Source organism: Methylobacterium sp. HMF5984, assembly GCF_045033435.1.
GTDB lineage: Bacteria > Pseudomonadota > Alphaproteobacteria > Rhizobiales > Beijerinckiaceae > Methylobacterium.
Genome location: NZ_JBJFLN010000001.1, coordinates 4670267 through 4691097 on the forward strand (window position 1 = coordinate 4670267; position 20831 = coordinate 4691097).

19 protein-coding genes are annotated in these 20831 nt (G+C 69.7%); 11 read left to right on the forward strand and 8 right to left on the reverse strand.

The window, feature by feature from the left end; all coding sequences use genetic code 11:
* The first annotated feature begins 130 nt into the window (after nt 1-130).
* Nucleotides 131-1822, forward strand: a complete 1692-nt coding sequence (locus ACFZ8E_RS22600) for a methyl-accepting chemotaxis protein (protein WP_405043833.1) — start codon at nt 131-133, stop codon at nt 1820-1822.
* Between the two features lie 87 nt (nt 1823-1909).
* Here ACFZ8E_RS22600 and ACFZ8E_RS22605 read toward each other — a convergent pair whose 3' ends face one another.
* Entirely contained in the window at nt 1910-2920 is a 1011-nt protein-coding gene (locus ACFZ8E_RS22605; RefSeq protein WP_405043834.1) for an alpha/beta fold hydrolase, read from the reverse strand.
* Between the two features lie 345 nt (nt 2921-3265).
* Here ACFZ8E_RS22605 and ACFZ8E_RS22610 point away from each other — a divergent pair, with 345 nt between their 5' ends.
* Together ACFZ8E_RS22610 and ACFZ8E_RS22615 are read left to right on the forward strand one after the other, a co-directional pair.
* Nucleotides 3266-4585, forward strand: coding sequence for an MFS transporter (locus ACFZ8E_RS22610; protein ID WP_243932323.1), 1320 nt, complete (start codon nt 3266-3268; stop codon nt 4583-4585).
* Nucleotides 4586-4661: 76 nt separating this feature from the next.
* The gene (locus tag ACFZ8E_RS22615; RefSeq protein WP_147858299.1) at nt 4662-5459 is read left to right on the forward strand and encodes an SDR family NAD(P)-dependent oxidoreductase; all 798 of its coding nucleotides are present in this window, start codon (nt 4662-4664) and stop codon (nt 5457-5459) included.
* Nucleotides 5460-5574: 115 nt separating this feature from the next.
* Here the strand turns inward: ACFZ8E_RS22615 and ACFZ8E_RS22620 are convergent, their stop codons facing one another.
* Complete coding sequence (locus tag ACFZ8E_RS22620) at nt 5575-5931, reverse strand: SWIB/MDM2 domain-containing protein (protein WP_147727136.1); 357 nt, start codon at nt 5929-5931, stop codon at nt 5575-5577.
* Nucleotides 5932-6146: 215 nt separating this feature from the next.
* Between ACFZ8E_RS22620 and ACFZ8E_RS22625 the strand changes: the two genes are divergently transcribed.
* From ACFZ8E_RS22625 to ACFZ8E_RS22635, 3 genes are all read left to right on the forward strand, one after another.
* Nucleotides 6147-6269: a hypothetical protein gene (locus ACFZ8E_RS22625; RefSeq protein ID WP_279593021.1), complete on the forward strand. Its 123-nt coding sequence runs from the start codon at nt 6147-6149 to the stop codon at nt 6267-6269.
* A 109-nt stretch (nt 6270-6378) separates the two neighbouring features.
* Nucleotides 6379-6861: a DUF2721 domain-containing protein gene (locus tag ACFZ8E_RS22630; RefSeq protein WP_147841307.1), complete on the forward strand. Its 483-nt coding sequence runs from the start codon at nt 6379-6381 to the stop codon at nt 6859-6861.
* 90 nt (nt 6862-6951) lie between these two features.
* Nucleotides 6952-7386 carry a PRC-barrel domain-containing protein gene (locus ACFZ8E_RS22635; protein WP_243935869.1) on the forward strand — a complete coding sequence of 145 codons (435 nt, stop codon included), beginning with the start codon at nt 6952-6954 and terminating at the stop codon, nt 7384-7386.
* A gap of 3 nt (nt 7387-7389) precedes the next feature.
* Here the strand turns inward: ACFZ8E_RS22635 and ACFZ8E_RS22640 are convergent, their stop codons facing one another.
* Nucleotides 7390-7827 carry a hypothetical protein gene (locus ACFZ8E_RS22640; protein ID WP_243983963.1) on the reverse strand — a complete coding sequence of 146 codons (438 nt, stop codon included), beginning with the start codon at nt 7825-7827 and terminating at the stop codon, nt 7390-7392.
* A gap of 363 nt (nt 7828-8190) precedes the next feature.
* On the opposite strand from ACFZ8E_RS22640, the gene ACFZ8E_RS22645 reads away from it, so the two are divergent.
* From ACFZ8E_RS22645 to ACFZ8E_RS22655, 3 genes are all read left to right on the forward strand, one after another.
* Nucleotides 8191-8871 carry a PRC-barrel domain-containing protein gene (locus ACFZ8E_RS22645; RefSeq protein ID WP_405043835.1) on the forward strand — a complete coding sequence of 227 codons (681 nt, stop codon included), beginning with the start codon at nt 8191-8193 and terminating at the stop codon, nt 8869-8871.
* Nucleotides 8868-10217 (forward strand): MFS transporter, encoded by a 1350-nt coding sequence (locus ACFZ8E_RS22650; RefSeq protein ID WP_405043836.1) that lies wholly within the window; start codon nt 8868-8870, stop codon nt 10215-10217. Before ACFZ8E_RS22645 ends, ACFZ8E_RS22650 begins: the two co-directional genes overlap by 4 nt.
* 288 nt (nt 10218-10505) lie before the next feature.
* The gene (locus tag ACFZ8E_RS22655) at nt 10506-12272 is read left to right on the forward strand and encodes an ABC transporter ATP-binding protein (protein ID WP_147844649.1); all 1767 of its coding nucleotides are present in this window, start codon (nt 10506-10508) and stop codon (nt 12270-12272) included.
* A gap of 73 nt (nt 12273-12345) precedes the next feature.
* Here the strand turns inward: ACFZ8E_RS22655 and ACFZ8E_RS22660 are convergent, their stop codons facing one another.
* The 3 genes from ACFZ8E_RS22660 to ACFZ8E_RS22670 form a co-directional block, all read right to left on the reverse strand.
* Nucleotides 12346-13026, reverse strand: coding sequence for a glutathione S-transferase family protein (locus tag ACFZ8E_RS22660; RefSeq protein ID WP_243932320.1), 681 nt, complete (start codon nt 13024-13026; stop codon nt 12346-12348).
* 93 nt (nt 13027-13119) lie between these two features.
* Nucleotides 13120-14610, reverse strand: a complete 1491-nt coding sequence (locus ACFZ8E_RS22665) for a M48 family metalloprotease (RefSeq protein WP_405044435.1) — start codon at nt 14608-14610, stop codon at nt 13120-13122.
* Between the two features lie 8 nt (nt 14611-14618).
* Nucleotides 14619-15353, reverse strand: coding sequence for a thermonuclease family protein (locus ACFZ8E_RS22670; RefSeq protein ID WP_405043837.1), 735 nt, complete (start codon nt 15351-15353; stop codon nt 14619-14621).
* Between the two features lie 652 nt (nt 15354-16005).
* Between ACFZ8E_RS22670 and ACFZ8E_RS22675 the strand changes: the two genes are divergently transcribed.
* Nucleotides 16006-17802 (forward strand): DUF6538 domain-containing protein, encoded by a 1797-nt coding sequence (locus ACFZ8E_RS22675; protein ID WP_405043838.1) that lies wholly within the window; start codon nt 16006-16008, stop codon nt 17800-17802.
* Between the two features lie 410 nt (nt 17803-18212).
* Here the strand turns inward: ACFZ8E_RS22675 and ACFZ8E_RS22680 are convergent, their stop codons facing one another.
* Nucleotides 18213-18953, reverse strand: coding sequence for a hypothetical protein (locus ACFZ8E_RS22680; protein ID WP_405043839.1), 741 nt, complete (start codon nt 18951-18953; stop codon nt 18213-18215).
* Nucleotides 18954-19136: 183 nt separating this feature from the next.
* Here ACFZ8E_RS22680 and ACFZ8E_RS22685 point away from each other — a divergent pair, with 183 nt between their 5' ends.
* Nucleotides 19137-19331 carry a hypothetical protein gene (locus ACFZ8E_RS22685; RefSeq protein WP_405043840.1) on the forward strand — a complete coding sequence of 65 codons (195 nt, stop codon included), beginning with the start codon at nt 19137-19139 and terminating at the stop codon, nt 19329-19331.
* A gap of 195 nt (nt 19332-19526) precedes the next feature.
* Here the strand turns inward: ACFZ8E_RS22685 and ACFZ8E_RS22690 are convergent, their stop codons facing one another.
* Nucleotides 19527-20642, reverse strand: a complete 1116-nt coding sequence (locus tag ACFZ8E_RS22690; protein ID WP_405043841.1) for a Shedu anti-phage system protein SduA domain-containing protein — start codon at nt 20640-20642, stop codon at nt 19527-19529.
* Nucleotides 20643-20831 lie beyond the last annotated feature (189 nt).

The window sequence follows — 20831 nt, forward strand, 5'->3', positions numbered from 1 at the left end:
TCGATCGTGCATCTTCTCACGAACCCGTGAGCATTCGTGAGCCCGCCTCAAGATCTGCAGAGGTATTGGTTAACCGCGATTTAAGCGATCTCGGGCGATCTTCGGCTGTCCAACGTGATCGGATAGATCGATGCTCCGTCTTTCAAACATCAAAATCCTGCCGAAGCTCATTGCCGTGATCGCATCGATCGCCGTCGTCGTCGGTGGGTGCGTCTGGTATGCGCAGGCGCGCATGACCACGATCGACGACGCCTACAGCCTCCTGATCGTCCACGAGGCGAAAGGCGTCGCGAGCGTGCGCCGGGCAAACGGCCTGATGTTCGAGCTCAACTACTGGGTCTACCGCATCATCGCCGAGACCGACGAGGCCCAGATCAAGAGCGCCAATGCGGGCTTCGAGGCGGTGCTGCCCAACATGCGGCAGGCGCTGGCCGACCTCCGCGAGCAGGCGCCTGCCTTCGGCGCGCGCGTCGAGGCGCAGAACGCCCGGGTCGACCGGTTCCTCAAGGACGTGACCGAGGTGCGCAGGCTCGGGACCGCGAACGAGAACGCGGACGCCATAGCCCTCGTGCACCGCGCCATCGATCCGACCTTCGCCACCATGACGGACGAAGGCAGCAGGCTCGCGCACGACATTGCCGCCTATATGGAGCATCAGTCCGACGTTCTGACCGATCAGACGAATGCGACGCGCTACACCCTGACGGCGCTGGCCGCTCTCGGCCTCCTGGTCGGCCTCGTCGCCGCGACCCTGGTGTCGATCGTCGGCATCACGCGTCCGCTGGGTCGGCTGGTCGTCGTCCTCCGGCGTATGGAAAACGGCGAGATCGATGCGCAGATCGCCGAGGCGCGCCGCGGCGACGAGGTCGGCTCCGTCGGCCGGGCCGTCGAAGGCATCACGGCCATGGTTGCCCGGAAGGCCGCCGAGCAGGCGGAGATCAAGGGCATCGCCGACGCGGCGGCGGCCTCCGAGCGCAAGCGCGTCATGACGGAGCTGGCCGACGGGTTCGAACGGGCGGTCGGCGGCATCGTCGGCATGGTGTCCTCCTCCGCCACCGAGCTGCAGGCCACCGCCCAGACGATGACCGCGACCGCCCGGGAGACGGCCAGCCAATCGTCCACCGTGGCGGCCGCCGCCGAGGAGGCGGCCTCCAACGTGAATACCGTCGCGGCGGCGGCGGAGGAGCTCGGCTCGTCGGTCCAGGAGATCGGGCGGCAGGTCTCCGGCTCGGCCGACCTCGCGCAGACGGCGGTCTCCGAAGCGGAGCAGACCGGACGCCTGGTTCACGAACTGAGCCAGGCGGCCGCCAAGATCGGCGACGTGGTGGGGCTGATCTCGAACATCGCCGGGCAGACCAACCTGCTGGCGCTCAACGCCACCATCGAGGCGGCGCGCGCCGGAGAGGCCGGCCGCGGCTTCGCGGTGGTCGCCGCCGAGGTGAAGGAGCTTGCCAACCAGACGGCCGGCGCCACCGCCGAGATCGGAAGCCAGATCGCGCAGATCCAGACCTCGACGCAAGGGGCGGTGCAGGCGATCGGGACCATCTCGACGCGCATCCGTGAGATCGACGCGGTCGCCGCGTCGATCGCGGCGGCGGTGGAGGAGCAGGGTGCGGCGACCCAGGAGATCGTGCGCAACGTCGCGCAGGCCTCCGCCGGCACGAGCGAGGTCACCGGCAACATCGCCGGCGTCGCGCAGGCTTCGGAGGAGACCGGCGCCGCGGCCGCGCAGGTGCTGGCCTCGGCGTCCGAACTGTCGCGTCAGTCGGAGCATCTGGGCGCGGAGGTCACCCGCTTCCTCGCCACCGTTCGTGCCGCCTGAGCCGCCGGGCTTTCCGGGGCGGCTCCGAGGCCGGGCATCGTGCCCGGCCTTCCTCCGTTCGCGGGCCTTCGCCGCGACACCGGGCGGTCAATGCCCGTCGAGGAACTCCAGCATCGCGGCGTCGAAGCGGTCGGTCGCCTCCATGTGGACGAGGTGGCCGATGCCCGCGAACACGATCGCCCGGCCGTTCGGCATCCTCGCGGCCAGCGCCGTCGCGTTGTCGGCGTTGCGGCCCATCCTCGCGGCGAGGTCCGGCGGGGCGTAGGGCTTGCCCGGCGCGTTGTGGTCGGCGCCGCCCATGACGAACAGGGTCGGCATCGGGAGCAGCGGGATCTCGTGCACCACCGGCTGGCCCCAGATCATGGTGTAGGAGTTCACGAACGATTGCAGCCAGCGCGGATACTCGCCCGCTCCCTTCACCCGCTCGCGCACCTCGACGAACGGCTCGATCGCCGATTCTGGCAGCGAGAGCGCGTAGCTGGTCATCAGCTGCCGGCGGTAGGCGGCCGCCGTGAGCTCGCCCTCGCGCTTGAGCAGGGTGTCGTTGGCGACCGGCGGCACGCTGAAGCGGTAATCCTCCAGGCCGAGCGGCGCCTCGAGGACAAGGCTGTTGACCCGGTCGGGGGCGTTGCGTGCCAACCGCACGGCCAGCATCCCGCCCATCGAGTGGGCGACCACGTCGACCCGGCGCAGGTTCAGGTGATCGAGCAGCGCGACGGTGTCGGCGGCCATCGCGTCGAAGGTGAACGGGCCGATGGGCTTCGAGGACTTGCCGAAGCCGAGCTGGTCGGGCGCGACCACGCGGTAGCCCGCGCCCGTCAGCGCCGCGACGACCGGCGCCCAGTAGCTCGCCGGGAAGTTGCGGCCGTGCAGCAGCAGCGCCGTGCGGCCGTTGGCCGTGCCGGTCGGCGCCACGTCCATGTAGGCGAGGCGCTGGGCCTCGCCGTCGCGCGACAGGGCGAGGAAGCGCACCGGATACGGGTAGGCGAAGCCTTCCAGCCCGATCCCGAGCGGCGGCGCCTCCTGCGCCGGCGCCGCCATCGGCATCAGCGGCAACAGGGCGAGCAGCAGGGCGGTGGTCCGCGTCATCGTCGGCATCGGGGCGTCATCCGTCGGATCGAGGCGACGACGCGATGGCGCGTCGTAAAGGCGGAAAAGCGGCGCACGGGCGAAGGATCCCGCGGCCATGTCACCGGCGCGCTGCTCAAGCCTGCGTGAAGCCGCTATGTGCGGGCGCAAGCGCCAGGCGGACCCACGGCGGCCGGCGGCCGGGGTCGGCCCAGAACGAGGTTTTCGACGATGACCGAGACGGCCGGATCGTCCGGACGACGCGCGATCCGCGGGGCGGAGGAGGAAGCGCAGGCGGCAAGCGGCCTCGGCGACGGGAGCCCGGCCGCCGCGAGGCCGGCCGACGGGCTTCCCCCGCGCGAGCGCCTGCTGGCGATGGCGGCGGTGTCGCTCGCCATGACCATGGCGGTGCTCGACGGGGCGATCGTCAACGTGGCGCTGCCGGTGATGGCCAAGGACCTCGCGGTCGATCCGGCCGCGGCGATCTTCGTGGTCAACGGCTACCAGATCGCGGTGACGGCGGCGCTCCTGCCCTTCGCCTCCCTCGGCGACATCCTCGGCTACAAGCGCGTGTACCTCGCCGGGCTGGCGGCTTTCGTTGCGGCCTCGCTCGCCTGCGCCTTCGCGCCGAGCCTCGGCTTCCTGATCGCCGGGCGCCTGGCGCAGGGGCTCGGCGCCGCCGGCGTGATGAGCGTCAACATCGCGCTGGTGCGCTTCATCTATCCCCACCGGATGATCGGCCGCGGCGTCGGCAACGTGGCGCTCGTCGTCGCCGTCGCCTCCGCGGCCGGCCCGACTGTCGCCGCCGCGATCCTCTCGGTGGCGTCCTGGCCGTGGCTGTTCCTGGTCAACCTGCCTGTGGGCGGCCTCGCCTTCCTCGTCGCCTCGCGGACGCTGCCGGCGACGCCGCGCAGCGGCGCGCGTTTCGACGCGTTGAGCGCGGTGCTGAACGCGCTGACCTTCGGCCTGCTGATCGTCGGCGTCGACCGCCTCGGCGACGCCGACGGACGGGCGATCGCCTTCGCCGAGATCGCGGGCGCCGTCGCGGTCGGCGCGGTGTTCGTGCTGTACCAGCTGCGCCTGCGGGCTCCGCTGCTGCCGGTGGACCTCCTGCGGATCCCGGCCTTCGCGCTGTCGATGGCGACCTCGATCGCCTCGTTCGCGGCGCAGATGAGCGCCTACATCGCCCTGCCCTTCTATTTCCAGGACGTGCTGCACCTCTCGGGCACGCAGACCGGCTTCCTGATGACGCCCTGGCCGATCGCGATCGCGGCGATGGCGCCGGTCGCCGGGCGGCTCGCCGACCGCTACCCGCCGGGGCTGCTCGGCGGCATCGGCCTCGCGCTGATGGCGTCGGGCATCGCGGCGATGGCGCTGCTGCCGGCGCACCCGGCGACCCTCGACATCGTCTGGCGGCTGACGCTGAGCGGCCTCGGCTTCGGCCTGTTCCAGACGCCGAACAACAAGGTCATCATCACCGCCGCCCCGCGCGAGCGCAGCGGCGGGGCGAGCGGCATGCAGTCGACGGCGCGGCTCACCGGCCAGTCCCTCGGCGCGGCGATGGTGGCGGTGATCTTCGGGATGACCCAGGGCGCCGGGCCGGAGCGGGCGGTATCGCTGGCGCTGTGGTCCGCGGTGGCGCTCGCCGTGTTCGGCGGCTGCGCCAGCGTTCTGCGGCGGGGCAGAGCCGGATAGGCTGCATGCCACCCGGGGCCGGACCGGCGCGTTGATCGGCATCGCGAGACATCGCGGCAACCAGGGATCGACCGAAATGGACATGAACCTGAAGGGCCGCCGCGCCCTCGTCACCGGCTCCACCGGCGGCATCGGCTTCGGGATCGCCCAGGCGCTCCTCGACCTCGGCGCCAGCGTCGGCATCAACGGGCGCACCGCGGAACGGGTCGAGGCGGCCATCGCGGCCCTGCGCGGGAAGACCCAGGCCGGCGAGGCGTTCGCGGCGGTCGGCGACGTGGCGACGGCCGATGGGGTCGCCGCGCTGGTCGCGGCGCTGCCGGACGTCGACATCCTGGTCAACAACACGGGGATCTTCGAGCCGAAGCCGTTCTTCGACATCCCCGATGGCGACTGGCAGCGCTTCTTCGACGTCAACGTGATGAGCGGCGTGCGGCTGTCGCGCGCCTACGCGCCGGGGATGGTGGCGCGGGGCTGGGGCCGCGTGGTCTTCATCGCCAGCGAGTCGGGCATCAACATCCCGGTCGAGATGGTCCATTACGGGATGACGAAGACGGCGCAGCTCGCGGTCTCGCGCGGGCTCGCCGAGACGGTCTCGGGCACCGGCGTCACGGTCAACAGCGTGCTGCCGGGGCCGACCCTGTCTGAGGGCGTCGCCGATTTCATGAAGCAGATGGCCGGCGGATCGGGCGAGGCCGATCTCGACGCCCTCGGCCGCCAGTTCGTCGCCGAGCACCGCCCGACATCGCTGATCGGACGGCTGGCCAGCGTCGAGGAAGTGGCCAACATGGTGGCCTACGTCTGCAGCCCGGCGGCGAGCGCGACCAGCGGCGCGGCGCTTCGAGTGGATGGCGGCGTCCTGCGCAACATCGCCTGACGCCTGATCGGGTCGCGCGGGGCGGCGTGGCGCCGCCCCGTTCGAGCGCACCGTCGAAGCAGGACGATCCGGGAACCGCGTCTCCGGATCGACCCGACGACGGGTCCGGCGCGGCTCAGGCCTTGAGGTGGGCGGCGAGGTGCTTATTCATCTCGAACATGCTGCACTTGTCCTTGCCGAAGACCTTCTTCAGCTTGTCGTCGGCGAGGATCTCGCGCTTGTTCTCCGGGTTCTGGAGGTTATGCTTCTTGATGTATTCCCAGACCTTGCTGACGACCTCGCCGCGCGGGATCGGGCTGGTGCCGACGATGGCGCCGAGATCGGCCGAGGGCTTCAGCGGCTGCTGCAGGGCGTTCGGCTTGGCGCCGGCGGCGGCCTTGGTCGCCTTGGGGGCTGCAGCCTTCGCGGGCTTGGCGTCCTTGGTCTCCTTCGCAGCCTTCGGGGCGGCCTTTTCCGTCGTCTTGGTTGCCATGGGGTTCCTCCGGTTCTCGCTGCGAGCGTGAACGTGACATCCCCGCAGCAGGGGTGAGCATAGCAGCAAGAACTAAGGGCTAGCGCAGCCGTTCCAAGGGAAAACTGGAACAGTTCCCTTCATCATCCACAGGGTGTGGCGCCGGCGGGCGGGTTCGGCACCGGTTTTCGCGCCGCGAAACCCTTTCTTCACCCAACCGGAGGACAGATCCGGGCATGGTCAGCACCGCCCTCGCCCTCGCTTTCGTCTCCGCGTTCGCCCTGGTCCTCGGGCTCGGCATCGGCATCGCCGCCGAGCCGAATGCTTGCGATCACCCGCATGGCGGCGGATTGATCTGAGGGCGCGAAGGCCGGAGTGGACGCCGGATCCTCGCGAACCGCCCGGACGTTGGCGGCGTCGGAGGACGGCCCTCCCGCCTTCCTCCTCGCGCCGCGGAAACCTCTGCCCATGTCGAGCCTCGAGCCGAACACCCTCGACGGCATCGCGCACATCATCCAGGTGGCGCTGACGCCGGTGTTCCTGCTGTCCGGGGTGGCGACCCTGCTCAACGTCTTCGGCGCGCGCCTCGCCCGCGTGTCGGATCAGGCGGAGCGGGCGTCGAGCCTGCTCGCGGGCGCGAGCGAGGCGGAGCGCCGCCGCCTCGGCCACCGGCTCGACCGCCTGCGGCTGCGGGCGCTGCTGCTCGACGCGGCCGTGGTGCTCGCGGCGCTTTCGGGGGTCTCGACCTGCGGCGCCGTCCTGACGCTGTTCGTCGGCGCGCTGCGCGACGCCACCGTGGCCGGCGTGCTGTTCGCGTTGTTCGGCACGGCGATCCTGTGCACGCTCCTGGCGCTGGTCGCCTTCGGGACCGAGATGCTGTTCGCGAGCCGCGGCGTGCGCAACCGTGTCGCCCTGCGGCGCGCCGAGGCGGAAGCCGGCCCGGAAGGCTGAAGGGGCCCGCGGAACCCATCGCGGGTCCGAGCTTTCCCCTGCGAACGCCCGGGATGCCGGGCCCGTGCAGTCCTGCGAAAGGGTATCGCGATGCCGACAGATCTTCCCAACGAGCGCAGCATCCGCAAGGCCGGCTCGATGGAGCTCGACCCCTCGGCCGAGGGCGTCGCCATCGACGAGACCGTCCGGCTGATCGCCTCCAACAAGGTCGAGGGCACGGCGGTCTACGATGCCGCCGGCAAGCACCTCGGCGCGGTGCACAACTTCATGGTCGACAAGGTCTCGGGCCAGGTCGCCTACGCGGTGCTCGCCTTCGGCGGGTTCCTGGGGCTCGGCGAGAACCACCACCCGCTGCCGTGGAAGGCGCTGACCTACAGCGTCGCGCTCGGCGGCTACGTCGTGGACATCGACCCGGCGACGCTCGCCGGCGCGCCGAGCCACGGCGCCGGCGAGGACGGCTTCGCCGATCCGGCTTATGGCGGCCGGCTCGACGACTATTACGGTCGCGGCCCGAAAGCGGCCTGACGATCAGAACTTGCCGCCGAGGCCGACGCTGCCGCCGGGCGTCAGGGACGGCGTCATGCCGCCCGACGACCCGCCGCTGGTGGGCTCGCCGTCGATCTCCTCGCGGCGGATGCGGCGCGCGCCGTCGTTCGCGGCGCGCGCGTCGTTGCGCTTGTCCTTGGGCAGGTCGAGCGTCCGGGTCGGCGCCGTCGCCAGCGGGCGCCCGTCGGAATCGACGTTGGCCATGCGCGCCTCGCGGCCCGGAAGGGCGCCGCGCAGCGACGGCGGCGGCCCGACCTCGGCCGCCGGCATCACGCCGCCGCCGCCGCCCAGCGCCCCGCCGAGCGCCTGGCATCCGGCCAGGGCCGCGCCGAGGCAGAGGGCGGTGGCCGTCAGCGCGAGCGGGCGGCGGAGGCGACCCGCGGCGGTCGAAGGCGAGGCAGGCAGAGGCGAGGCAGCCATGGGCGGTGAAGTCCTGTCTTCTCGTGGCGGCCATGGTGGGACCGGGCCGCCGTCATGTCGTTGACGGCCTCTCTACGATGCAGTTTGGGCGAAAACCAGACGCCGCCGCGTCCATCCCGGGGCGCGGCGCGAGGCCCTCGCCGATCGATCGGGGGCATCGGAGCGGATGCACGCGGCCCGAAACGTGCGGCGCGAAACCTGCACACCAAAACGTGCGGGTCGGGCGACCGGACGCGATTCACAACTTCGCCTTGGTCGAACGGCATGCGAAGGTCGTGCTCTCGTAACCCGTGACGATGCGGCGGAGACACCCGCGCGTCGCCACGGCCGCGCCGCGCCGACGCCAGCACTTGAGGACCTTGCGTGACCACACCGATCCGGATGATCGCGACCGCGACGATCACCCTCTGGACCGCCCTCCTCGGGAGCGCGTCCGTCATGGCTCAGGCGCCGATGGCGCAGACGCCCGCGCCGCAGACCCCGCCGGCCGGCAGCGAGACCGCGCCGGCGACACCGGCCGCGCCGCCCCCGGTCGCCCCGACCGCGCCGCCGCAGGCCCAGCAGGGCACCCCCGCCACCGTCCTCGACACCCAGGATTACGAGAGCGTGCTGGGCAAGAGCGTGCGCAGCGCCAACGGCGACGAGCTCGGCCGGGTGATCGACCTGATCATCGACAAGGAGGGGCGCCCGCGCGCGGCGATCATCGATTTCGGCGGCTTCCTCGGCGTCGGCTCGCGCAAGATCGCGGTCGACTGGCGGGCGCTCCGCTTCACCTCCGACGGCAAGGTCGGGCGGCTGTCGTTGCAGCTGAGCCGCAATCAGGTCCGCGTCTCGCCCGAATACAAGGCCGGCGAGCCGATCGTGGTCCTCGGCCCGGCGAGCCCCGGCCCGGACGGCGAGCAGGCGACGGCACCGGCCGCCGCCCAGCCCGCGCCCGCCCCCACGGCCGCACCGGCGCCTGCCGCCGTGCCGGCGCCGCCCGCGCCCGCGCCCGCCGCGAAGCCCGCGGACAAGCCGGCCGCTGAGAAGGTGCCCGATAAGTGACGGTGGCGCGACCGAAGGACCGCCGCGTCATCCCCCCCCGCGAGGCGCAGCGCCAGGCGAGGCTCGACCACGAGGTCCGCGCCCGTCCGGTCCGGCTGCGCGAGCCGACCGTCGAGCCGGCGCCCGCGGCCGCCGGCGCGGACGGGCTGTCGCGCGCGAGCCGGCGCGGGCTCGATCTGTTCGCCTTCTTCGTCGCCAACCTGCAGACCGGGTTCGGCCCGTTCCTGGCGGTGTACTTCACCCAGTCGAAATGGACCCAGTCCGACATCGGCTTCGCGCTCACCGTCGGCAGCCTGGTCAGCCTGCTCGGCCAGGTCCCCGGCGGCGCCTTCGTCGACGCGATGCGCTCGAAGCGGTTCGCGGCCGGCGTGTCGGTCGCCGCGATCTCGGCGAGCGCGCTGGCGCTGGCGCTGTGGCCGAACTTCCTCATCGTCCTGCTCGCGATGGCGGTGCATTCGGCCGCGAGCTGCATCCTGACGCCGGCGATCGCCGCGATCAGCATCGGCCTCGTCGGCCATGCCCGCGCCGGCGAGCGCCTCGGGCGCAACGCCAGCTTCCAGGCGATGGGCAACGCGGTGGCCGCCGCCGGCATGGGCGCTTGCGGCTACTACCTGTCGAACGACGCGGTGTTCTACCTCACCGCCGCCCTGGTGGTGCCGACGATCATGGCGCTCTCGGCGATCCGCGCCGAGGAGATCGATGCCGGCGTGCGGACCCAGGAGGCCGAGCCCCGCAGCGGCGACGCGGCGGCGGGCGGCGTGAAGGCCCTGCTGACCAACCGCGCGCTCCTCAGCTTCGCGGCCTGCATGACGCTGTTCTTCCTGGCCAACGCCGCGATGCTGCCGCTCGTCGGCAGCGTCCTGACGCTGCGGGCGAGCGAGACCGCGACGGCGCTCGTCGCCGCCTGCATCATGGTCCCGCAGGCGGTGCTGGCGGTGCTGGCCCCCGCCGTCGGCCGGGCGGCGGAGCGCTTCGGCCGCTATCCGGTGCTGCTGGCGGGGTTCGCCGCGCTTCCGATCCGCGGCCTGCTCTTCGCCTACACCGACAACCCCTACATGCTGGTCTCGATCCAGGTCTTCGACGGCATCTCGGCCGCGGTGCTCGGGGTGATGGTGCCCCTCGTCGTCTCCGACCTCACCCGCGGCACCGGCCGGTTCAACCTCGCGCTCGGCGCGGTCGGCACCGCCATGGGGATCGGGGCCGCGCTCTCGACCTCGCTCGCCGGAATCCTGGCCGACCGGCTCGGCAGCCACACCGCCTTCCTCGGGCTGGCGCTCGTCGGGGCCGGCGCCTTCGCCCTCGTCGCGCTGATCATGCCCGAGACCCGGCGCGGGGCGGCACGATGAGGATTCTCGCGGCCTGCACGGGGCGGTCCGGCACCGGAATCGCATACCGGTCAAACGGCGTTCAGCTTCGTGCGATAAAAGCGCGGCGCAGGAACGGGCTCACGCAACGGTTGACGAGGCTGTTGCGTTGCCCCGCCGGCGCTTATTTTTATCCGCGTCCCGTCGTAGTGCCATCCGCCAACGCATTCCTCGTGTCGACCGCCCCGTCGCTCACCGCGTCATTACCCCCTTCGCCCCTCCCCCTTCCGCCGGCCCTCCGCGTCGCCTGAAATCGAGATGCTCATCGCGATGGAAGACCTCTGCCAATACGCCGACCGGCCCTTCGCCTTCGTGGGCCGCTACCTGCGGCGCCGGGCGTTGCCGCATGCGGTGATCCTGATTGCGGTGCTCGGCGCCGTCGGCTTCTCGGTCTCGACCGACTACGCGCTGAAGGGCGTGGTCGACGCGCTCAGCAAGGGGCCGCAGGCGAACCTCGTCTGGGGGGCGCTCGCGGTCCTCATCGCCTTCATCGCCGCCGACAACATGCTCTGGCGCGTGGCCTCGCTCGTCGGCTCGTTCACCTTCGTCGGCGTCACCGGCGACATCCGCCGCGACCTGTTCCGGCACATGACCGGGCACTCCCCGAGCTTCTTCGCCGACCGGCAGCCGGGCACGCTGGCCTCGCGCATCACCGCGACCTCGAACGCAATCTTCACGGTCGAGAACATGTTCGTGTTCAACGTGATGCCGCCCTGCGTCGCGGCCTTCGGCTCGATTCTCTACATCGGCAGCGTCAACGTCACGATGGCCCTGGTGCTGGCCGGCATCTTCGCCGCCGTGGTGGTGCTGATGTTCAAGATGGCGGCGGCCGGCAAGCCGCTGCACCACGACTTCGCCTCGAAGGCCGCGAGCGTCGACGGCGAGATGGTGGACCTCGTCGGCAACATGCCGTTGGTGCGCGCCTTCTCCGCGTTCAAGCGCGAAGGCGTGCGCTTCGAGGGCACGATCGCCCAGGAGATGCGCGCGCGGCGCTCCTCGCTGCTCTACCTCGAGAAGCTCCGCATCGTGCACGCGATCCTCACCGTGCTCGCGGTGCTCGGCCTGCTCTACTGGGCGATCACCATGTGGGAGGCGGGGCAGGCGACCAACGGCCAGGTGGTGCTGGTCTGCACGCTGGGCATCCGCATCCTCGCCGCCACCCGCGACCTCGCCGTGGCGCTCGTCGACGCGACCCAGCACACCGCCCGCCTCTCGGAGGCGCTGCACACCCTGCTGCAGCCGCACGACCTGATCGACCACCCCGAGGCGGTGCCGCTCTCGGGCACCGGCGCGCGCATCGAGTTCCAGCACGTCGCCTTCGCCTACCCGGACGGGCGCTCGGTCTTCACCGACTTCGACCTCGTGCTCGAGCCCGGCCAGCGCGTCGGCCTCGTCGGCAAGTCGGGCGGCGGCAAGTCGACCCTGTTCTCGCTGATCCAGCGCTTCTACGAGGCCAAGGGCGGCAAGATCCTGATCAACGGCCAGGACATCGACCGGGTGACGCAGGAATCCCTGCGCGAGGCGATCACGGTCGTGCCGCAGGACGTGTCGATGTTCCACCGCACCCTGCGCGAGAACATCCGCTACGGCCGGCCGGAGGCCTCGGACGAGGACGTGTGGAAGGCGGCCGACGCGGCGCACTGCACCGACTTCATCAACGCCCTGCCGGAAGGATTCGACACCATCGTCGGCGACCGCGGGGTCAAGCTCTCGGGCGGCCAGCGCCAGCGCATCGCCATCGCCCGCGCGATCCTCAAGGATTCGCCGATCCTGCTCCTCGACGAGGCGACCTCGGCGCTGGACGCCGAGTCGGAGGAGGCGATCCGCCACGCGCTCGCTAACCTGATGAAGGGCCGCACGGTCATCGCCATCGCCCACCGGCTCTCGACCCTCAAGGACTTCGACCGGATCGTGGTTCTGGAGGGCGGCCGCATCATCCAGGACGGCTCGCCGGACAAGCTGACCCATCTCGACGGCTTCTACCGCGAGCTGATGAAGAAGGAATCGATGTCGATGGGCGCGCTCGCCGCGGCCTGAGGCGGACGTCCCCTGCCCTCCCCCTCTGCGGGGGAGGGAAAGTGGAGGTCGGCGTTTCGATCGGCGCCGGAACTCAGCCGACCTTCATCGACCGGAACAGGAAGCGCCGGGCGTCGTCGTCCACCTCGGCCTTGAACGCGTGCCGGCCCTTGAGGCTTTCCGCCCGCTGCGCCGCCGGGCGGGCGCTCACCGTGTCGAGCAGCTGCTTCACGTTCGGGAATTCGAGGATCGCGTCCTCGCCGAGCATGAAGGGCAGCATCCGCGCCCAGCCCCAGACCGCCATGTCGACGATGCCGTACTCGGCGAGCACGAAGCTGCGGCCGGCGAGGTGGGCGTCGAGCACGCCCCAGTGGCGCCGCGCCTCGAACACGTAGCGCTCGGCGGCGTATCCCGTCCGCTCGGCCTCCGGCGCGAAGTGGCGGAAATGCACGCACTGGCCGGAAAACGGCCCGATCCCGGTGGCCACGAACATCAGCCAGGACAGCATCTGGCCGCGGGCCGCCTCGCCGTGGGGCAGGAAGGCCCCGGCCTTCTCGGCCAGATGCAGCAGGATCGCGTTCGAATCGAACACCGTAGCGTCGCCGTCGACGATCGCCGGCACCTTGGCGTTCGGGTTGATCGCGGCATAGGTCTCGGCGAACTGCTCGCCCCTGCGCGTGTCCACCGGGATCGGCTCGTAGGCGAGCCCGGTCTCCTCAAGGCACAACGCCACCTTCATCGGGTTCGGCGCGAGGTTGTAGTAGAAGCGGATCATCGGGTGTGCATCCTGCGTGTCGGCCGGGTCGGGCATCGCGCGAACGCGGCACCGGTGGCAAGGCCGGCGGGCGCCGGAGGGCGGTGGGCCCGCTTACTCCACCACCACCTTGTAGCTCTGCCCCGTCTTCAGCGGCACGCCGCGCTCCAGGCCGTTGAGCACCAGGAACCGATCCAGCGCGCGGTCCGGCACCGCCATCCGCCGGGCGAGGTCCTCGGCGTTCGACGAGGCGGCGACGACGATCTGCAGGCGCAGCGGCTTGAGCGAGGCGGTCTCGGCCGGCGAGACCGAGGCCAGGCTCGCGATCCAGCGGCGGAAGGCCGGGTCGGGGTCGGTCGCGCCCTTGGCCGCCATGATCAGGCGGAAGGTGGCGTCGCCGACGCGGATCGCGGCGAGCCGGAAGGTCCAGTCCTTGCCGCGGGACAGGGCGGTCGCCGCCGGATGGTCGGCGATCGGCTGGACCTCGATCGAGGCCGGGTCGATCGCGTCGTTCCACGTCGCCTTGAGGATCGCGTCGAGTGTCTGGCCGTCCTTGGCCTCGACCTGGTCGAACAGCAGGCGCCGGCTGCCCTCGTTGGTGGTGCCCAGCACCGCGTTGCGGGTGTTCTCGATCGAGAAGCCCTCCGGCACCTCGAAGGCGATGCCGAGGCTCGGATGCACGAAGCGGTGCCCGCGCACCGCGCCCTCGCCGGGGTTGTCGCCGTAGGCCAGCCCGTCGATCGCCGCGAGGTAGGCTGCGCGGTCGTCGGTGCCGACGCCCGGGGCCCCGGTGCGCCGCGCGGCACGAGTGACGAGCCCGATGCGCTCGGCCGTGCCCGGATGAGTCGCGAGCATGTCCGGCTCGGCCGCGGTGCCGCCGCCGGCCTTCAGCGCCAGGGTCCGGTTCAGCGCGGTGAGGAAGCGGCCGGCGCCGTAGGGGTCGTAGCCGGCCTTCGCCAGGGTGCGCACGCCGGCCGCATCGGCTTCGAGCTCCTGCTCGCGGGAGAAGCGGGCGAGCGCGAAGCGCGACTGACTCTGGAGCTGGGCGCCGGTGGCCGGATCGTTCAGCACGTCGGCGACCACGCGGCTGACGAGCTGCGAGCGCAGCTCGAGCTCGGTCCGGGCGGTGGCGTGGCTCAGCGTGACGTGCGCGATCTCGTGGGCGAGCACGGCCGCGATCTCCGAGGTGTCGCTCGCCAGCGCGACGAGGCCGCGGGTGACGTAGAGGCGGCCGCTCGGCAGGGCGAAGGCGTTGACCACGGGCGAATCGAGCAGCGTCACCGCGTAGGTCTGGTCGGGCCGGTCGCTCGCCCTGACCAGCCGGTCGGTCACCTCGGTGAGCAGGCGCAGGGTGGCCGGCGACCGGTATTCCCCGCCGAAGGAGGCGACGAGCTTGGCGTGGTCGGCATCCGTGACGTTGGCGGGACGGCCGGTGGTGCGCGGCGCCTCCGGCGGCACGGAGACGACGGCCGGAACCAGCACCGCCCCGGTCTGCTCGCCGGCGCAGGCCGAGAGCGCGAGCAGCAGGGCGAGCGCCGGCGCGCGACGCGCCTGCGCGCGGCCGCCCTGCCCAATTCCCGTTCCGCTCCGCGTCGTGCCGCCCATCATGCCGTTCAGCGCCGCAGCGCCCGCTCCCCATCCGTGCTCGCGCCGGCGATCGCCGTGGGCGCCTCCAGCACTTCGATCGTCTCCGGCACCGCGATGTCGAGGGTCGGCCCGCGACGGATCTCGACCACCCCGCGCACCCGCACCCGCGCATTCTTGAGCCTGTCCGCACTCAAACCATGTTCGCGCATCCTGCGCCAAGTGCGTTTCGACACGGTGACCGTGAGCCCGTCCTCCCCCCGGGCCGCGAAGTCGAGATAGGTCCGGCTCGGGCGCTCGCCGACATGGCGGATCGTGCCCTGGACCACGACGAACCGCCCCGCCGCCGCGCGCAGGCCAGTACCGTCCGAGGCCTCGAGCGACGGCTGGTGCCAGAGCCCGAGTCCGGCCGTGCGCGCGGCCTCCTCGACGGTGAGCAGCCCCGGGCGGCACAGGGCGTCGCCCTCGCCGGCATCGACCTGGGCGAGACCGGCACCGACGAGGTCCCCCGCGAGGTCGACCGGTCCATCCGCCTCCGACAGGGCGTCGATGCGCAGGCGGCCCCAGCGGTCGGCCTCGCCGCGGGCGACGACGGTCAGCGGGCGGCCGCGCAAAGCCAGCAACCTCTCGGTCGCGGCCTTGGCGATCTCCGGGTCGTCGGGCCAGCGCACCGATCCGAGCACCGCGCGAGCGCCGGAGGCCAGCGCGAGCTCGCCGCGGGGCTCGACCGCGGACAGGGTCTCCGTCCGTCCCCGGAAAGGCACTCGGCCGTGCCGGATCGCGGCGCCGCCGCGACGCGGGCGGCCGAGGCGGCGAGCGCGCAGGCCGCGACCGCGAGCATCCGCCCCGTCCATCCCATCGCCACGACTCCCGCTCCGACGTCCGCTGCAGCATGCCCCGGATCGACGCGATCCGCACAGGGCGATCCGGCCACACCGGCGAAGCCGCGGTTGCCCAGTGGACTCGCACGGCGACGATGGTACAAACCTCCGGTACGTCTCCGTAGCTCAGCTGGACAGAGCACAGGTTTCCTAAATGCAAATTGGGCGCCGCATCGGGAAACCGCGCGGCGGATCCGCTCAAATTCGGGGAACGCTTCCGGTCCCGGCGATCCAGGTCGCCGGAATCCTGCCGATCCCGAGCCAAGCCCGCGCAGTGCCATGCGCGGGAAGGTGTAGAGACTAGACGGGCGGCACCTAAGGGCGCCTTCGGGCGCCTAGGGCGAAGGGATAGTCCAGGCCACGAACGCGGGCACCCGCCCGCGGCGGCGAAAGCCGAAGTGGTATGAAACCTGGGGTCGCAGGTTCGAGCCCTGCCGGGGACGCCACAGCTTCTTAAGGCCTTGATTGGCCTGAAACTCTGCCGATATCAGTGCTTTAGCAGACGCCGGTCCTACAATCCGGTGATGCAAACGCCATGGCCCTGATGTCGTATCTCGTCCGCGACCGCCACTGCACCTACTACTTCCGCCGGCCCATCCCCGTGGCCTTGCGCCCCTTCATGCCGGCGCCGTGGACCGGCAAGACGGCCTGGACGAAGAGTCTCAGGACCAAGCTCCCGGCCGCCGCCAAGCAGGCAGGGGCACGGGCCTTGCGGGACTGTATGGCGGACTTCGAGGCGGCCGAGCGGGCCCAGCGTGGCGAATCACTACCCCCTCCCCCGCGCCGATCCCCGCTGCCGCCGCTGGAGGAAATCGAGCGGGACGTGCTCGCGGGCCTGCTTGCGGACGACGAGGCGGAGCGGCTTCACGGCGATGCCCGGCGGCACCTCCAGACGGCGGAGGAGCGGCGATTGCTGCCCGACCTCGTGCCCGTCCCTCACGGCCGGCGCGGGATCGGAGAGGATTATGCCCACGTTCTAGGGCTGGAGCTGGAGGAGGAGCTGGCGGAATACCGTAGGGCTCTCTCGCGCTCTGAGCCGGGAGCGGTGGACGGGGAAACCCGCGCGTACCTCAGGGCGAAAAACGTACCGATAGACCCGACCTCCGAGGCCTACCATGAGGCTGGCATCGCGGTGCTCAAGGCCCACGTTCGCGCCTACGGCCTCCGGCTAGAGCGCCAGCGCGGTGAGGTCGTGCCCACCCCTGCCCCGAGTACCGGCCAGGGCCCGAAGCTGTCAGAGGCCTATGAGGCTTGGAAGGCGGGGAGCGGGGCCAGGGGCAGCCGGAAGCCGGCCGCGAAGACGCTGCTTGAGGCGGACCACGCGGTTCGGCGCCTCACGGAATGGGTGGGCGATATCCGCCTGGGCTCCCTCACCCGGGAGATGGTGAGGACGTTCCGCGATGCTCTCGCCACGATGCCCACCCGGCTCCCGGAGAGCTTGCGCCGCCTGCCGCTCCGCGAGTTGCTCATGCGGGACCTCAAAGCCTACCCGGCGGCCCACGCCTCAACGATCAACAAATCCCTCAACATCCTTTCGGCCATCGTGAGCCACGCGGAGGCTGCCGGGAAGCTCGACGCGGTGCCGGCCTTCCGCAATCCATTCGGCAAGGGCGCCAAGCTCGTGGTCGAGGAACGGGCGGAGGAGGCAAGGCAGCCGTTCTCCCGCACCGACCTCGCGAGCATCTTCGGGGCGGAGGTCTTCACCAACGGCAAGCGGCCGGTCGGTGGTGGCGGCGAGGCGGCCTTCTGGTTGCCCGTCCTGGCGCTGCTCTCCGGTGCGCGGCAGGGCGAGCTTGCTCAGCTCCGAGTGGCCGACCTTGCGCAGGATGAGGAGACGGGGGTCTGGCACATCGCCATCGGGACGGACGGCGGCCGGAACATCAAGACGGCCTCCTCCCGGCGCAAGGTTCCGCTGCATCCGGCCTTGGAGGGCATCGGCCTCCTCCGCTACCGCCAGAGCTTGGTAGACGCGGGAGCGGGGCCTACGGCTTCCCTATGGCCCGCCATGAACGTGGACCGCGTGGCTCAGCCGGCTGGTGCGTGGTCGAAATGGTTCACCCGGTTCCTTCGGGAGACGGCTGGTGTTGCTGACCGGACGAAGGTCTTTCACAGCTTCCGGCATACCTTCAAGCGGCTGGCGCGTGACGCGCGGCTCGGTGAGGAGGTGCACGATGCGCTCACCGGGCACACAGGCGGCGGTGGCGTTGGACGGAGCTACGGAAGCGGCTTCGGCTTGAAGGCCTTGGCGGAGGAGATAGCGCGGATTGAGGCGCCCGAAGCGGTGCGGGGTCTGAGGTGGGAAGCGCCCCGCCCGGCCGCCGCACAGTGGTAGTCCCATGGTGCCAGTAACCCTCTGACGCTTTAAGCCCGCTCTATCGCCGCAGGGCCTTCTGCAAGCGAGCCGTGCCATATATTGCCTTAATCGCCGGCCATCGAGCGGCGGCAATTGGCCAGCTTAGAATTATGATGCAGCACCATTCCGTCTCAGGCCCGGCATCGTTGACCGTATGGCCCACCGACATGAGCACGAAGGCCACGGAGCCGAGGGAGCTGCCCAGCTTCAAAGAGGCGCTGGATGAAGCCCTCAAGGCGCTCAATGACGGCACCGGGACGCCCTGGGTGACCACGAGTGACGGTCTTATTCTGTCCCCGGCTCACCTCAGAGGCATGCTGCATTCGGCGCGAAGTTCCGATGGTGGCTTGAGCGGTCCGATGCCTGAGGTGGGAGGCCGGTGTTAAGGTCTACTTTGCCGCCGGGGCTCCTGGATTTGCCTCAGGATCAATCTCTCGGTTCTGATTGGCTGCGCCCTCGGTAGGCTCCTTCTGAGCGGCGACCTGCTGGCGCGTCACGCTGAGCAGCTTGTCGAGCTTTGCCAGCTCCCCGGTCTTCGCCGTGAGGTCCTCTGCAACCGAGGAAAGCTGGCCTTGCGTCTCTGCGAGCTTGCTCTTGGCAGCCTCCAGCTCAGAGGCACTACTCAGCTTCTCCGCGCTCAACTTCGTAACGGCATCTTGTACCTGGCTTCGCTCTGCGTGTGCGAGGGCGATATCTCGCGCAGCCGCCGCCAAGGCATCGCTCGATTGCTGAGCCCGGGCCTGGAGAGTAACAAGCTGCTGAGCCTCGGCACTTACCATCTTGTCGGCCTCCTCCGCTCTTTGCTGTAACTCGCTCCGGCGCAGCTCCAAGGCGGCAAGCTCTTCTCGCGCCGTCACGAGCTTCTGAGTGGCCAGCTTGCCCTCCTGCTCGCTTGCGGCGGTTCTGGCCTGCAACTCGGTGAGAGTACCTGCCGTCGCCTGTTGCTGGACGAGTTGCTGCCGGAGGTCTTCTTGGGCTGTGACGAGCATCGTAATGTGCCGAGCATGCGACCGGCGCTCATTGCCTTGCTGGACGGCCATGATGATCCCGACAGCGAGCAAGGCGACGACGGCGATGGCCAAACCGAGCGAGACGGGCCGGCGTAGCTCCGAGACGGTTTCAAGTGCCACAGGGCGACCTCACAGGCTGGCGGGTAGGCGAACCGTCAACGCGAGGATAGGGCGGGTGGGTCCGCCTTGGGCCGGGTTGTATGAGCGGTCTGAAGCTTCGGCATTGTGCGGGCTGCGCCCATTGTAGGGCTCGCTGGTCGCTCGCTAGTTTTGTCCGGTCCTGGCGTGAGGAGACCCACCGATATGCGGAAGGCAGCGACCACGGCGGTGGTCCTTGCGGTCGCCCTCACGCCTACCCTCGCGCTGGCCCGGCGGGTGATCGTTGAGGACGGCACCGCGAGCCGGGACCTTCAAGGCGCGGCGGCCTTCCTCGCGCTGTTCCCCCTGGTGGCCGTGGCGGTCTTCGCGATGGCACGGTGGGTGGGCTGGCGGGGGTAGGATAGAAGGCCACGATGCGCTCCCTGAGCACACGGGCAGCATTGGCGTCGGGAGGAGCTACGGGGGCGGCTTCGGGTTAAGGGGCCTGGCCGAAGGAGCTGGAGCGGATACAAGCGCCCGAGGCGGCCCGGGGTCTTAGATGAGAGCGCTAAGCGGGCTTCGCCCATTGTAGTGCTCGCTGGTCGCTCGCTCTGTCTAAAAGGGAATGTCATCATCCAGCTCAAGAGCTTGTGACTTGGGCGGGTTTCCCCGCCTGTCATGACTTACCGGGTCTTGAAGGTAGCGCAATACTCGCTTGGCGATAGCAAGAAGGCCATCGAAAGTGATTATCTCAATTCGATTAAGGTGCCCATTGTGCCGGACGAGTGAGGATCGCTGTGCATCATCTCCGTCACGTCCAATGATTATCTTCGCGCATACCTTCGCAGTGTCGATATTGTCAGTAACTTTAATGGCATTGCGGTTGCCATCGAGGCTGTCGAGATAGTTTTCTACTTGGGCGGTAACCCTGGAAAGGGCGGACGAAGGGAAGAGGTTTTTATGGTCGGCGTCGTAAGCAAAAAGGCTTTTACCGTTCATCGGAGTTTTTATCTCGATCACCTCGATGCGCCCATCGGTGGTACGCCGAGTTACAAAATCTTTTTGCTGATCGCGCACAAAGCATCGGCGGGGCAATAATTCTGAGTACCCGCTTCCAAACAACCACGGATGCTCTTCGAGCAGACTCTGAAAATCCTGCTCTCTCGTTGATGTGTCTATGAGGTACTCTAATTTCTTTACGACGCGTTCGTAGACCGCTAGATTTATGGATGCTACAGTTTTTTCGAGGTAGTCCCCATCGGTTGAGAGGCGTTCGATTAGGTCTCTCAGCATTTGCGGCTTCTCGGATGCGTGGCGAAGAAGAAGCGCCAACGCATCAGTCTTATCAGGCGTTTCTAATGCTCCGACTTGTTCGAGCAAGAACTCCGCCTTTGCCCCTGCAGGGAGCATGAGATACCGCCCTCTATCTGAGGGGATAACACCATCTCTTCTGGCGCCGAGGAAGTCGGTAAGCCTATCAATTTCTTCTCTCTCCAAACTTATGGAGCGTCCATCAACCGGTGGTCCCCAACCGCCGTTCTCGCGTATTTGGGTTTCGATCTTGAGATTATCATGATGAACACCCCCTCGCTTGGTATCGGGGATATCGAAAAGTGTTGCGGTCTTAAAAACTCGCGGGCCGCTCTTCAACGCAATACTTTTAGCTGTTGGTGCACCCGGCTTTGTTAAGCGATTTGGAACGTGGACCTGAATTTCAGACGGGCTGCGCACTGAGGCCTCACCGAACTGCTGGATGGGTTCAGCACCCTAGCCACGCTGCTGCCAAGCAGTCACTCGGTATTTGACGTGCTGCCGAGGTGAACACGTATCGCCCACCTCAGCCACCATCTCTCCCGCCTACTGCTCCGGCACCACCCGCTGAGGCCCCCCTCCAAACGCTTTACCCATCCTAGCGATGGC